This window comes from Rhizobacter sp. P5_A1, assembly GCF_056400745.1.
This window is the reverse complement of the sequence record NZ_JBFUKR010000022.1, coordinates 32,418-44,963: the sequence shown is the minus strand read 5'-3', so window position 1 is coordinate 44,963 and position 12,546 is coordinate 32,418. Positions and strand designations below refer to the sequence as shown.

Genomic DNA, 12,546 nt, shown 5'->3' with positions numbered 1-12,546 from the left:
AATCGCGGCGTCGAGTTCTCCTTCACCGAACCGCAGGCGCCCCCATGGCCGAGACCGCAGCCCCGACATCACCCGATCCGATCGACCCGTTCCTGTGGCTCGAGGACGTGCTCGGCGACGCGGCGCTGGGCTGGGTCCGCGAGCGCAACGTGGAGTCGCAGCGCGTGCTGCAGGCACGGCCCGAGTACGAGCCGATCCGCGCCGCGCTGCTCGAGATGATGAACTCGAAGGAGCGCATCCCGCAGATCTCGCGCCGCGGCGACTTCTTCTACAACCTGTGGCAGGACGAGACCCACAAGCGCGGCCTGTGGCGCCGCACGGGCTTCGACGACTACCGCCGGCCCGAACCCGCCTGGGAGACCGTGCTCGACCTCGACGCGCTCGCCGCCGCCGAGGGCGAGAACTGGGTCTGGGGCGGCGCGGTCGGGCTGCCGCCGACGCATGGGCGGGTGTTGATCTCGCTGTCGCGCGGCGGCGCCGATGCCACGGTCGTGCGCGAGTTCGACACGGTCGCGAAGGCCTTCGTCGACGGCGGGTTCGCCCTGCCCGAAGCGAAGTCGGACGTCGACTGGATCGACGCCGACACGCTCTACGTCGGCACCGACTTCGGGCCCGGATCGATGACGAGTTCCGGCTACCCGCGCATCGTCAAGCGCTGGGCGCGCGGCACGCCGCTCGAGAGCGCGACGACGGTGTTCGAGGTCCGGCCCGACGACATGACCGCGGCGGTGTCGGTCGATGCGACGCCCGGCCACGAGCGCACGCTGTTCGTGCGCATGATCGACTTCTACACGCGCCAGTACTTCCTGCTGCGCGGCGCCGAGCAGCACCTGCTCGACGTGCCCGGCGACGCGTCGATCGCGTTCTGGAACAGCGCCGGCGCCCCCGAGGACACCTTGCTGATCGAGCTGCGCAGCACGTGGAGCGTTGCCGGCCAGACCTTCCCGAGCGGCGCGCTGCTCGCCGCCGATGCTGGCGCCTACCTTGCCGGCGAGCGCCGCTTCGAGGCGCTGTTCACGCCGACCGCGACGCGTTCGCTGGCCGGCTACACGACGACGCGCAGCCACCTCGTCGTCAACGTGCTCGACAACGTCGCGAGCCGGCTCGAGGAGTGGCGGCGCTCGGCGCGCGGCTTCACGAAACGCGACATCGCCGCACCCTTCCCCGGCACGCTCGGTGCGAGCGGCCTGCACGACACGATGCGCGCCGACGACCCGCTCGCCGAGCACTACCTGCTCAGCTACAGCGACTTCCTGACACCCGACACGCTGTGGCTCGGGCAGACCGGCAGCGATGCACGCGCGACGCTGAAATCGCAGCCGGCGCGCTTCGACGCCAGCGGCATGCACGTCGACCAGTTCTTCGCGACCAGTGTCGACGGCACGCAGGTGCCCTACTTCGTGATCTGGCCCAGCGGCGTGAGTGACGCGTGGCCGGCCGACGGCAGCACGCCGACGCTGCTGTACGGCTACGGCGGCTTCGAGATCTCGATGCAGCCGAGCTACCGCGCCGGCTACGGCCGCGGCTGGCTCGCGCGCGGCGGTGCACTCGTGATCGCGAACATCCGCGGCGGCGGCGAGTACGGCCCGGCCTGGCACCAGGCGGCGCTGAAGGCCCGCAAGCAACGCAGCTACGACGACTTCATCGCGGTCGCCGAAGACCTGATCGCGCGCCGCATCACGAGCCCGCAGCGCCTCGGCATCGAGGGCGGCAGCAACGGCGGGCTGCTCGTCGGCGCGAGCGTCACGCAGCGCCCCGAGCTGTTCGGCGCCGTCGTCTGCAGCGTGCCGCTGCTCGACATGCGGCGCTATCACCGCCTGCTGGCCGGCGCCTCGTGGATGGCCGAGTACGGCGACCCGGATGCGCCCGACGAGTGGGCCTTCATCTCGAAGTACAGCCCGTACCAGAACCTGAAGCCCGGCGCGGCGTACCCGGAAGTGCTGTTCACGACCTCGACCCGAGACGACCGCGTCCACCCCGGTCACGCCCGCAAGATGGCCGCGAAGATGCTCGCGCAGGGCCACCCGGTGCTGTACTACGAGAACATCGAAGGCGGCCACGGCGGCGCCGCCGACAACGAGCAGCGCGCGCACGTGCAGGCGCTCGAGATGAGCTACCTGTGGCGCCAGCTCGGCAGGCCATCATGAGCGGCGCCGCGAGCGCCACCGGCGCGTTACTGGCCGAGGCGCAGGCGGTGCTCGACTTCTGGTTCGGCGCGGTCGGCAGCCCCGAGCACGGCACCCTGCGCGAGTTCTGGTTCCGCAAGAGCGAGGCGACCGATCGCGAGATCGCGCAACGCTTCGGCGCGCTGATCGAGCGCGCGCTGCGCGGCGAGCTCGCCGACTGGGCCGCGCACCCGGCCGGCGCGCTCGCGCAGATCCTGCTGCTCGACCAGTTCACCCGCAACACCTGGCGCGACACGCCGCGCGCGTTCGCCGGCGACGCGCGTGCGTTGCGCGCCGCCACCGCGATGGTCGGCGCGCGCCAGGACGAAGCCCTGCCGCCGGCGCAGCGCAGCTTCGTCTACCTGCCGTTCGAGCATGCCGAAGGCCTCGCGATGCAGGACGAGGCGGTGCGCCTGTTCACGCGCCTCGCCGCCGAGGCGCCCGAGATGCGCGACATGCTCGCCTACGCCCACAGGCATCGAGCGGTGGTGCAACGCTTCGGCCGCTTCCCGCATCGCAACGAGACACTGGGCCGACAATCCACGGCCGAGGAATTGGCCTTTCTGCGCGAGCCCGGCTCGCGCTTCTGATTCATCGAGGTGACCCGGATGCGCTACACGGAACCCAAGGACCGCAGCGCCGAGCTGCTGCGCGTGGCACTCGGCCACATGGGTCGCCACGAGGCGGCGTTCAACCCGGTCACGTTCACGCTCTGGTACGAGTACGCTGCCGGCATCAACGCCGGCCTCCACGCGGCGATCGAGCAATTGCTTCAGGCCAACGCGACGATCGACGACGCAAGCGTCGCGCGGCTCTACCAGGACCACATCGTGGCGGGCAACGCGGCGGCCGTGCAGCGCATTGGCGGTGAACTGAACAAGGTGATGACGCGCATCGCGAGTTCGGCCTCGCACACCGGCACGCGTGCCGGCCTGTTCGGCGCGCAGCTCGACGGCCTCTCGGCCGCGCTGCGCTCGAACGATGTCGCGGCGCTCTCGCCGCAGCTCGACGAGGCGCTCGCCGGCACCGCCGAGATGAAGCACTCGGCCGATGCGCTGCAGCAGCAGGTCAGCGCGAGCCAGACCGAGATCGCGCGGCTGCGCACCGACCTCGACCGCGCCCGCGGCGAGGCGCTGCTCGACCCGCTGACCGGCCTGCTGAACCGCAAGGGCTTCGACCAGCGCATCGCCGCGCTGCTGCACGAGCCGCCCGGCGCGGGCCGCCAGCATTGCCTGGTGATGCTCGACATCGATCACTTCAAGAAGGTCAACGACGCGCACGGCCACGTGATGGGCGACCGCGTGATCCAGGGCCTCGGCGAGATCCTGCGCGACAGCGTCGCGCACGACGGCCATGCGGCGGCGCGCTACGGCGGCGAGGAATTCGCGATCGTGCTGCCGCACAGCACGCTGACCGACGCGCAGCAGCTCGCCGAGCAGGTGCGGCTGCGCGCGAAGGCGATGAAGATCCGCAACCGCAACACGCAGGAAGTGCTGTTCAGCGTGACGATCTCCGGCGGCGTCGCCGCGCTGCACGACGGCGACGACGCGCAGGCGCTGATCGCACGTGCCGACGGCGCGCTGTACGGCTCGAAGAACACCGGCCGCGACCGCGTCGGCTGCGGCTGAGCGAGGCGGCCGGTGCGCGCCGAGGTCGTCGCGGTCTGCGCCGGCGCCGCGCATGATTTCAGCAAGCCCGTGCGTGCATCGATTCGGCTGCTGGCCGGCCTCGGCGTGCAGGGCGACGCCCACCTCGGTGTCACGGTGCAGCATCGCTCGCGCGTCGCGATCGACCCGACGCAACCGAACCTGCGCCAGCTGCACCTGGTCCACGCCGAACTGCTCGACGAATTGCGCGATGCCGGCTTCGAGATCGGGCCGGGCCAGATCGGCGAGAACCTCACGACGCGCGGCATCGCGCTGCTCGACCTGCCGCGCGGCGCCCGCCTGCGGATCGGCGCCAGCGCGGTCGTCGAGGTCACCGGCCTGCGCAACCCCTGCGCCCAGCTCGATCGCTTCCGGCCCGGCCTGATGGCCGCGACGCTGGGCCGCGCCGCCGACGGCACGCTGCTGCGCAAGGCCGGCGTGATGGCGATCGTGCTCGCGGGCGGCGACGTGCGCGCCGGCGATGCGATTCGCGTCGAGCACCCCGCAGGGGCACACTTGCCGCTGGAGCGCGTTTGACGACGAGGAGACGAGCGATGACGAAGCCCCTGGTCGCAGCCCTGGCGCTGCTGTTCGCAAGCACCGGCGTCGTGGCCCAGGCCAGCGGCGCGCAACGCCTCGCCTGGTTGCAAGGCTGCTGGGCGCTGAACAGCCCCGAGCGCACGGTCGAGGAGCAATGGATGGCGCCGCGCGCCGGCAGCCTGCTCGGCATGAGCCGCACGCTGCGCGGCGGCAAGCTCGCGGCCTACGAATCGGTGCTGCTGCGCGAGCGCGACGAGCGCTTCGAGTACGTCGTCAGCCCATCGGGCCGGGCGGCGACGGTGTTCACGTCGACGACGGTCGGCGACAGCAGCATCGTGTTCGAGAACCTGCAGCACGACTTCCCGCAGCGCGTGGCCTACGAGCGCCGCGGTGCGGTGCTGCAGGCCTGGATCGAGGGACCGATGAACGGGCAGACGAAGCGCATCGAGTACGCGTACCAGCGCGTGTCGTGCGGCGGCGTCGACTGATCTTGGTCGTTGGGCCCCCTTTCTCCGCCGAGGATGTCTTCGCAGAAGCGCGCCGCATTGCCCCGTGAAGCAAGCGCGCTTCACGAGAGAGACTCGCTCCGAGTTGCTGGCTCAGACTGCCTACTACGAGACCATCCGTAAAGGTCTCGTACTGGCTGAGTCGTGTCCCGAGGAGTGACGGCTGACCCCTCGGTCAATCGGTCAGGCGCCCCAGCTTCAGCCGCAGCACGCGGTCGCAACGCGCCGCGAGGCCGGGGTCGTGGGTGACGACGACGAAGGCCATGCCCCGGTCGCGCGCCAGCTTCAGCATCAGCGCGAAGACGCCGTCGGCGGTCTCGCGATCGAGGTTGCCGGTCGGCTCGTCGGCGAGCACGCAGTCCGGCGCACCTGCCAGCGCACGCGCGATCGCGACGCGCTGGCGCTCGCCGCCCGAGAGCTGCGAGGGCCGGTGCTGCACCCGGTCGGCGAGGCCGACCTGCGCCAGCACCTCGCGCGCGCGCTCGCGCGCCTCGGGCTTCGTCTGGCGGCGGATGCGCAGCGGCATCGCGACGTTGTCGAGCGCGGTGAACTCGGGCAGCAGGTGGTGGAACTGGTAGATGAAGCCGAGGTGCCGGTTGCGCCAGTCGCCCTGCATCGCCGCGGTCATGCCGGCGAAATCGTGGCCGGCGAGCTCGACCTGGCCGCCGCTCGGCGCCTCGAGCCCGCCCATCAGGTGCAGCAAGGTACTCTTGCCCGAGCCCGACGCGCCGACGACGGCGATCGTCTCGCCGCGCCGCACCGTCAGGTCGACGCCTTGCAGCACGTGAACGTCGAGCGCGGCGTCGCCGCTGTGCTCGATGAAGCGTTTGTGCAGGCCGGTGGCCTGGATCACCACCTCATTCATACCTGAGCGCCTCGGCGGGTTGAACGCGGCTCGCGCGCCAGCTCGGGTAGAGCGTCGCGATGAACGACAGCAGCAGCGAGATCACGACGATCGGCGCGATGTCGGCGGCCTGCGGGTCGCTCGGCATGCGGCTGATCAGGTACACGCTCGACGGCAGGAAGCTGACGCGCAGCAGCGCCTCGATGCCCGCCACCAGCGTGCCGACGTTGAACGCGATCAGCAGCCCGAACAGCACGCCGGCCAGCGTGCCGATGATCCCCGACAGCGCGCCCTGCACCATGAAGATCCCCATCACCGAACGCGGGCTCGCGCCGAGCGTGCGCAGGATCGCGATGTCGGCCTGCTTGTCGGTGACCGTCATCACCAAGGTCGAGACCAGGTTGAACGCGGCGACCGCGACGATCAGGGTCAGGATGATGAACATCAGGCGCTTCTCGAGCTCGACCGCCGAGAACCAGTTGCTGTTCGTGCGCGTCCAGTCGCGCACCGCGAACTGCGGCCCGAGCGCATCCTGCAACTGGCTGCCGACGCTGCGCGCATCGTTCTGGCTCGTCAGGCGCAGCTGCACGCCGGTCGGGCCGTCGGTGCGGAACAGCTTGGCCGCGTCGTCCAGGTGCACCAGCGCCAGCGTGCTGTCGTATTCGTAATGGCCGGCGTTGAAGGTGCCGACGACGGTCAGCCGCTTGGTGCGCGGGATCGCACCGGCCGGCGTGACCTGCCCGCCCGGCAGCACGACGGTGACCTTGTCGCCCTCGCCCACCCCCAGCGCACGCGCGAGCTCGATGCCGAGCACGGCGTTCCATTCGCCGGGCACGAGGCGCGCGAGCACGGTGTCCTTCAGCTGCGCCGCGACGGCCGTGACCGTCGCCTCGTCGTTCGGCGAGATGCCGCGCACGATCGCGCCATGGATGTTGTCGTCGCCGCGCGTGATCAGCGCCTGCGCCGCGACGAACGGCGCCGCGCCGACGACCTGCGCGCCCGCCTCGGGCACGGCCTTGACCTTCGCGAGCGTCGCGCGCCAGTCGGGCAGCGCGTTGCCGTCGGCGCTGAGCACCTCGACGTGCGGGATCACCGACAGCATCCGGTCCTGCACCTCCTTGCGGAAGCCGTTCATCACCGACAGCACGATGATCAGCGCCGCGACGCCGAGCGCAATGCCGAGCATCGAGACGCCCGAGATGAACGAGATGAAGCGGTTGCGGCGCCCGGCGCGGCCGGCGCGCGTGTAGCGCCAGCCGATCTGCAATTCATAGGGCCAGTTCATGGGGACCGGATGCTACAGGACGGTGCGCGCGTCGAATCGCGGCGAGCACCCGCCGGGCCGCGCCGGATCGCACCGGATAATTGCTCGCATGCACTTGCTGATCCCTTTCGCGTCGGCGCTGTCCGAGGCCGCGCCGCACGTGCTGCGCGATCTGGCGCTGCCGAACCTGGCGTCGCTGCTGGCCCGGCTGACGCTGACCCGGCGCGACGACGCGGATGCCCACCGGCTGTCGCCGCCGCACGAGCGCGCGCTCGCCGCGGCGGCCGACTGGCACGGCAGCGACGGCTGCCTCCCGTTCGCGGCGCGCGCCGCCGTGGCCGACGGCATCGAGGTCGGCGATCTCGCCTGGGGCCTCGTGACGCCGAGCCACTGGCACGTCGGCCACGACCACGTGACGCTCCTCGACCCCGACGCGCTCGAGCTCGACGCGGCCGAATCGCGCGCCGCATTCGATGCGGTGCGCGCGCTGTTCGAGAGCGAAGGCTTTCGCCTCGAATGGGGCGCGCCGCTGCGCTGGTACGTGGCGCACGAGAGCCTCGCCGAGCTGCCCTGCGCATCGCTCGACCGCGTGATCGGGCGCGACGTCGAGCTCTGGATGCGCGGCAGCGAGGCGCGCAGCGAAGCCGCTCGACGCGTACGGCGCCTGCAGAGCGAACTGCAGCTGCTGCTCTACCCGCATGCGCTGAACGATGCGCGCGAACAGCGCGGCGCATTGACCGTGAATTCGTTCTGGCTCAGTGGCTGCGGGCCCGCGCAGCCCGAGGCCGGCGAGCCGGTCGAGGTCGACACGGCGCTGCGCGCGCCGCTGCTCGCCGGCGACTGGGCCGCGTGGTCCGAGGCCTGGCAGGCGCTCGATCGCGGCGCGATCGCCGACCTGCTCGCCGCGGTGCGCGCCGGGCGAACCGTCGCGTTGACCTTGTGCGGCGAGCGCAGTGCGCACCGCTTCGAGAACGCGCCGCGCTCGCTGTGGCGCAAGCTCGGCAGCCGCTGGTCGGCGCCGGCGCCGCACGCGCTGCTGGAGGCGCTTTGATGGCCGCCCCGCATGCGCCGACGATCCAGCTGCGCGACGCGCCGCCGCGCGCCGTCTGGGCGCTCGAGCAGGCCGGCGTGCCGCCGCTGCTCGCGCGCCTGTACGCGGGCCGCGGCGTGCGTGCCGCGGACGAACTCGACGACGGCCTCGCGCGCCTGCTGCCGCCCGCCGACCTGCTCGGCGTGCAGGCCGCCGCGCGCTTCCTCGCCGACGCGCTGGCCGCGCAGCGCCGCATCTGCGTCGTCGCCGACTACGACTGCGATGGCGCGACCGCCTGCGCCGTCGCGCTGCGCGGCCTGCGCCTGCTCGGCGCGGCCGAGGGCTCGCTGCACTACGTCGTGCCCGACCGTGCGGTGCACGGCTACGGGCTGACGCCGGCCATCGTCGACCTCGCGAGCGCGCTGCGGCCCGATGTGCTGCTGACGGTCGACAACGGCATCGCGAGCCTGCAGGGCGTCGCGCACGCGCGCGCGCTCGGCATCGCGGTGCTCGTGACCGACCACCACCTGCCGGCGCGGGTCGACGACGCGATCGTGCTGCCCGACGCGAACGTGATCGTGAACCCGAACCAGCCCGGCTGCGGCTTCGCGAGCAAGAACCTCGCCGGCGTCGGCGTGATCTTCTACGTGCTGCTCGCGCTGCGCGCCGAGCTGCGCGAGCGCGGCGTGTTCGCGGTCGGCGCGCAGCCGCGGCTCGACGCCCTGCTCGACCTGGTCGCGCTCGGCACGGTCGCCGATGTCGTGCGGCTCGACGCGAACAACCGCCGCCTCGTCGCGCAGGGCCTGCGGCGCATCCGCGCCGGCCAGATGCAGCCGGGCGTCGCTGCGCTGTTCCGCGCCGCGGCGCGCGACCCGCGGCGCGCGAGCGGCTTCGACTTCGGCTTCGCGCTCGGGCCGCGCATCAACGCGGCCGGCCGGCTCTCGGACATGACGCTCGGCATCGAGTGCCTGCTGACCGACGATCCGGCGCGCGCGGCCGAACTCGCCGGCCTGCTCGACACGATCAACCGCGAGCGGCGCGATGTCGAATCCGGCATGCGCGAACAGGCCGAGGCGATGCTCGAACGGCTGCTGCAGGCCGACGCTGCCGGCACGCCGACCGTGAAGATGGCCAGCGCGCTCGCGATCTTCGACGAGAGCTTCCACGAAGGCGTGGTCGGCATCGTCGCGTCGCGCCTGAAGGACCGCGTGCACCGCCCGACCTTCGTGTTCGCGCGGGGGCAGGACGGCCTGCTGAAGGGCTCGGGCCGATCGATCCCGGGCTTTCATCTGCGCGACGCGCTCGACCTGCTCAGCAAGCGCCACCCCGAGGTGCTCGTGCGCTTCGGCGGCCACGCGATGGCAGCCGGCTGCACGCTCGCCCAGGCGCACTTCGAGACCTTCGACGCCGCGTTCCAGCAGATCGCGAGCGAGTGGCTCGACGCCGCGACCTTGTCGCGCACGCTGCTCAGCGACGGCCCGCTCGGCATCGAGCACTTCAACGCGCCGACGGTGCGCGCGCTCGACGCACAGGTCTGGGGCCAGGCCTTCGAGGCGCCGCTGTTCGTCGACGAGGTCGAGGTCGTCTCGCAGCGCCTGGTCGGCGCGAAGCACCTGAAGCTGGCGCTGCGCTTCGTCGGCGAGGCACGCGGTGGCGCGTTGCGCGATGCCATCTGGTTCGGCCACAGCGAACCGGTCGCGGCGCGGCTGCGACTCGCGTATCGGCTCAGCATCGACGAGTACAACGGCCGCGAGCGTGTGCAGATGATCGTCGAGGCGGCAGGCTGACGCAGGTCGGGCGCGGGTCGAGGCTTCGAGCCGGGGCTTGCCCGCCTTGCCAGCGTCTGGCGATCCCGGCAGCATGGCCGTCATCCCGGCCCACGATTCGAGATCCGCCATGAACTCCCCTGCGTCGTTGAACGATCGTCGCCGCGCGCTGCGCCTGCTGTCGCTGACGCCGCTGATGGCCGCGGTCGCGGCCTGTGGCGGTGGTGGCGGCGATGCCGGCGGGCCGACCCCGGTGCCGCCGGCGCCGGTGCCACCGGCCCCCGGCGTTGCCGGCCCGGCCTGGTGGGGCTTCGGCCGCGACGCGCAGCATTCGGCGCTCGGCGCGATCGCGACCCAGGACCTGAACCGCATCGCGTGGTCGACGCCGCTCGACCTCGCGCCGCAGTACCAGCCGAGCGGCGCGCTGCTGATCCACTACGGCTCGCCCGTCGTGACCTCGATGAACACGGTGATCGTGCCGGTGAAGACCGGCGCGACGAACGGCTTTCGCTTCGAGGCGCGCTCGGGCGGCAACGGCGGGCTGATCTGGTCGGGCACCAGCGACTACGTGCTGCCGGCGCACAACTGGGTGCCGAGCTACAACCTCGCGCTGACGACCGGCAATCGCCTGTATGCGCCCGGCGCCGGCGGCAAGCTGCTGGTGCGCGACAACGCCGATTCGGCCGGCGGCAGCGTCACGACCGCGGTGTTCTACGGCGCCGCCCTGTACAACGCGAATCCCGCGGCCTTCGACAGCACGGTCTTCGTCAACGCGCCGATCACGGTCGATTCGGCCGGCAACGTGTTCTTCGGCTTCATCGTCACCGGCGCGAACCCGGCCGGTCTGGCGAGCGGCATCGCGCGCATCAGCGCCGCCGGTGTCGGCAGCTGGGCGGCCGCGTCGACGCTGGCCGGCGACCCGGCCATCGCGAAGCTCGCGATGAACTGCGCGCCGGCCGTCTCGGTCGACCTCGCGACGCTGTACGTCGCGGTGAACCGGCCGGTCGTCGCCGGCGCACTCCAGTCGGGCTACCTGCTCGCGCTCGACAGCAGCTCGCTGGCGCTGAAGGGCAAGGCGCCGCTGCTCGACCCGGGCACCGGCGGGCTCGCACGGGTCAGCGACGACGGCACCGCATCGCCGACCGTCGGCCCCGACGGCGAGGTCTTCTACGGCGTGCTCGAGGCCAGCTTCGGCACCCACAACGGCCGCGGCTGGCTGCTGCATTTCGATTCGACGCTGACGCAGAGCCGCCCGCCCGGCGGCTTCGGCTGGGACGACACCGCGTCGATCGTGCCGGCGAGCATGGTCGCGTCGTACACCGGCACCTCGAGCTACCTGCTGATGGTCAAGTACAACAACTACGAGGGCGCCGGCACCGGCGACGGGCTGAACCGCGTCGCGGTGCTGGACCCGAACGCGACCCAGCCCGACTCGGTCACCGGCTCCGGTGTGCCGACGATGAAGGAAGTGCTGACCCTCCTGGGCTCGACCTTCGAGAGCGGCAGCGCCGGGCCGGTGAAGGAGTGGTGCATCAACACCGCGGCCGTCGACCCGCTGACGAAATCGATCCTGGTCAACAGCGAAGACGGCTACCTGTACCGCTGGAGCATGACGAGCAACAGCTTCACGCAGCGCATCCAGCTGACCAGCGGCATCGCCGAGTCCTACACGCCGACCGCGATCGGCGCCGACGGCGCGGTCTACGCGGTCAACAACGCGGTGCTGTTCTCGATCGCGACGTAGGTGCCGTCCGCGGGCCGGCCCCGCAGTTCGTCCCCCCGCCCGTGCAGCCCGTCGCGCCGGGCTCGGGCGCGCGCGGCGTTGCTGGCAGACTCGCGCCATGGAACTGCACATCACCGGCCTGTCGAAAACCTATGCGAACGGCGTGCAGGCGCTCGACGATGTCACGCTGACGATCCCGACCGGCATGTTCGGCCTGCTCGGGCCGAACGGCGCCGGCAAGTCGACCTTGATGCGCACGCTGGCGACATTGCAGGACGCCGATCACGGCTCGGTCCAGCTGACCGGTGCCGGCCCGGCGAACATCAACGTATTGAGAGACAAGGACGCGGTGCGCCGCGTGCTCGGCTACCTGCCGCAGGACTTCGGCGTCTACCCGAAGGTCAGTGCCGAAGAGATGCTCGATCACCTGGCGCGGCTGAAGGGCCTGACGAACCGGGCCGAGCGCACCGAGGTCGTCGCCAGGCTGCTGCGCCAGACCAACCTGTACGACGTGCGCAAGAAGGCGCTGGGCGGCTACTCGGGCGGCATGCGCCAGCGCTTCGGCATCGCGCAGGCGCTGCTCGGCAGTCCGAAGCTGATCATCGTCGACGAGCCCACCGCCGGGCTCGATCCCGAGGAGCGCACGCGCTTCCACAACCTGCTGGTCGAGATCGGCGAGGAGGTGATCGTGCTGCTGTCGACGCACATCGTCTCCGACGTCAGCGACCTGTGCCCGAAGCTGGCGATCATGAACAAGGGCCGCGTGCTCGTGACCGGCACGCCGCAGCAGCTCGTCGCGGCGCTGGCCGGCCGCGTCTGGTCGACCTCGGTGCCGCGCGACCGGGTCGCCGCGCTGCGCGAGCGCCACGCGGTGATCTCGACGCGCCTGTACACCGGCCAGACGCAGATCAACGTGATCGCCGATGCCTCGCCGGGCCCGGGCTTCGCGCCGGTCGAGGCGACGCTCGAAGACGCCTACTTCGCCGCGATCGGCGGTTGGCTCGATGGCTCGCGCAGCGGCGTGGCCGAGGGCGCGATCACGACGGCGCCGGCGCTCTGAGA

General features: G+C 71.7%; 11 protein-coding genes. 9 read left to right on the top strand and 2 right to left on the bottom strand.

Going from position 1 to position 12,546, the window contains the following annotated elements; translation table 11 throughout:
• Positions 1–44 precede the first annotated feature (44 nt).
• From AC1DTW_RS21030 to AC1DTW_RS21010, 5 genes are read left to right on the top strand one after another with little or no spacing between them, the layout of a single operon-like run.
• Entirely contained in the window at positions 45–2,147 is a 2,103-nt protein-coding gene (locus AC1DTW_RS21030) for a prolyl oligopeptidase family serine peptidase (protein ID WP_477983333.1), read from the top strand.
• Positions 2,144–2,755: a DUF924 family protein gene (locus AC1DTW_RS21025; RefSeq protein WP_477983332.1), complete on the top strand. Its 612-nt coding sequence runs from the start codon at positions 2,144–2,146 to the stop codon at positions 2,753–2,755. The genes AC1DTW_RS21030 and AC1DTW_RS21025 overlap by 4 nt, the downstream gene beginning before the upstream one ends.
• Positions 2,756–2,773: 18 nt before the next feature.
• The gene (locus AC1DTW_RS21020) at positions 2,774–3,793 is read left to right on the top strand and encodes a GGDEF domain-containing protein (RefSeq protein ID WP_477983331.1); all 1,020 of its coding nucleotides are present in this window, start codon (positions 2,774–2,776) and stop codon (positions 3,791–3,793) included.
• Between the two features lie 12 nt (positions 3,794–3,805).
• Complete coding sequence (locus AC1DTW_RS21015; RefSeq protein ID WP_477983330.1) at positions 3,806–4,348, top strand: MOSC domain-containing protein; 543 nt, start codon at positions 3,806–3,808, stop codon at positions 4,346–4,348.
• 17 nt (positions 4,349–4,365) lie between these two features.
• Positions 4,366–4,839 (top strand): DUF6265 family protein, encoded by a 474-nt coding sequence (locus tag AC1DTW_RS21010; RefSeq protein WP_477983329.1) that lies wholly within the window; start codon positions 4,366–4,368, stop codon positions 4,837–4,839.
• A 193-nt stretch (positions 4,840–5,032) separates the two neighbouring features.
• Here AC1DTW_RS21010 and AC1DTW_RS21005 read toward each other — a convergent pair whose 3' ends face one another.
• Positions 5,033–5,722: an ABC transporter ATP-binding protein gene (locus tag AC1DTW_RS21005; protein WP_477983328.1), complete on the bottom strand. Its 690-nt coding sequence runs from the start codon at positions 5,720–5,722 to the stop codon at positions 5,033–5,035.
• On the bottom strand, positions 5,715–6,986 hold the full coding sequence (locus AC1DTW_RS21000; protein ID WP_477983327.1) for a lipoprotein-releasing ABC transporter permease subunit: 1,272 nt from the start codon (positions 6,984–6,986) through the stop codon (positions 5,715–5,717). Before AC1DTW_RS21000 ends, AC1DTW_RS21005 begins: the two co-directional genes overlap by 8 nt.
• An 88-nt stretch (positions 6,987–7,074) precedes the next feature.
• On the opposite strand from AC1DTW_RS21000, the gene AC1DTW_RS20995 reads away from it, so the two are divergent.
• From AC1DTW_RS20995 to AC1DTW_RS20980, 4 genes are all read left to right on the top strand, one after another.
• A complete protein-coding gene (locus AC1DTW_RS20995; RefSeq protein ID WP_477983326.1) occupies positions 7,075–8,016 on the top strand; it encodes a hypothetical protein in 942 nt (313 codons plus the stop codon).
• On the top strand, positions 8,016–9,782 hold the full coding sequence (gene recJ, locus AC1DTW_RS20990; protein ID WP_477983325.1) for a single-stranded-DNA-specific exonuclease RecJ: 1,767 nt from the start codon (positions 8,016–8,018) through the stop codon (positions 9,780–9,782). Before AC1DTW_RS20995 ends, recJ begins: the two co-directional genes overlap by 1 nt.
• A gap of 109 nt (positions 9,783–9,891) precedes the next feature.
• Complete coding sequence (locus tag AC1DTW_RS20985; RefSeq protein WP_477983324.1) at positions 9,892–11,505, top strand: hypothetical protein; 1,614 nt, start codon at positions 9,892–9,894, stop codon at positions 11,503–11,505.
• Between the two features lie 97 nt (positions 11,506–11,602).
• Positions 11,603–12,544: an ABC transporter ATP-binding protein gene (locus AC1DTW_RS20980; RefSeq protein ID WP_477983323.1), complete on the top strand. Its 942-nt coding sequence runs from the start codon at positions 11,603–11,605 to the stop codon at positions 12,542–12,544.
• Positions 12,545–12,546: the final 2 nt, after the last annotated feature.

Excerpts from the sequence above, each read along its gene's own strand:
- AC1DTW_RS21020 (WP_477983331.1), top strand. The coding sequence starts at position 2,774 with ATGCGCTACACGGAACCCAAGGACCGCAGCGCCGAGCTGCTGCGCGTG.
- AC1DTW_RS21025 (WP_477983332.1), top strand. The coding sequence starts at position 2,144 with ATGAGCGGCGCCGCGAGCGCCACCGGCGCGTTACTGGCCGAGGCGCAG.
- AC1DTW_RS21030 (WP_477983333.1), top strand. The coding sequence starts at position 45 with ATGGCCGAGACCGCAGCCCCGACATCACCCGATCCGATCGACCCGTTC.
- AC1DTW_RS21010 (WP_477983329.1), top strand. The coding sequence starts at position 4,366 with ATGACGAAGCCCCTGGTCGCAGCCCTGGCGCTGCTGTTCGCAAGCACC.
- AC1DTW_RS20995 (WP_477983326.1), top strand. The coding sequence starts at position 7,075 with ATGCACTTGCTGATCCCTTTCGCGTCGGCGCTGTCCGAGGCCGCGCCG.
- AC1DTW_RS20985 (WP_477983324.1), top strand. The coding sequence starts at position 9,892 with ATGAACTCCCCTGCGTCGTTGAACGATCGTCGCCGCGCGCTGCGCCTG.
- AC1DTW_RS21005 (WP_477983328.1), bottom strand. The coding sequence starts at position 5,722 with ATGAATGAGGTGGTGATCCAGGCCACCGGCCTGCACAAACGCTTCATC.
- recJ (WP_477983325.1), top strand. The coding sequence starts at position 8,016 with ATGGCCGCCCCGCATGCGCCGACGATCCAGCTGCGCGACGCGCCGCCG.
- AC1DTW_RS21000 (WP_477983327.1), bottom strand. The coding sequence starts at position 6,986 with ATGAACTGGCCCTATGAATTGCAGATCGGCTGGCGCTACACGCGCGCC.
- AC1DTW_RS20980 (WP_477983323.1), top strand. The coding sequence starts at position 11,603 with ATGGAACTGCACATCACCGGCCTGTCGAAAACCTATGCGAACGGCGTG.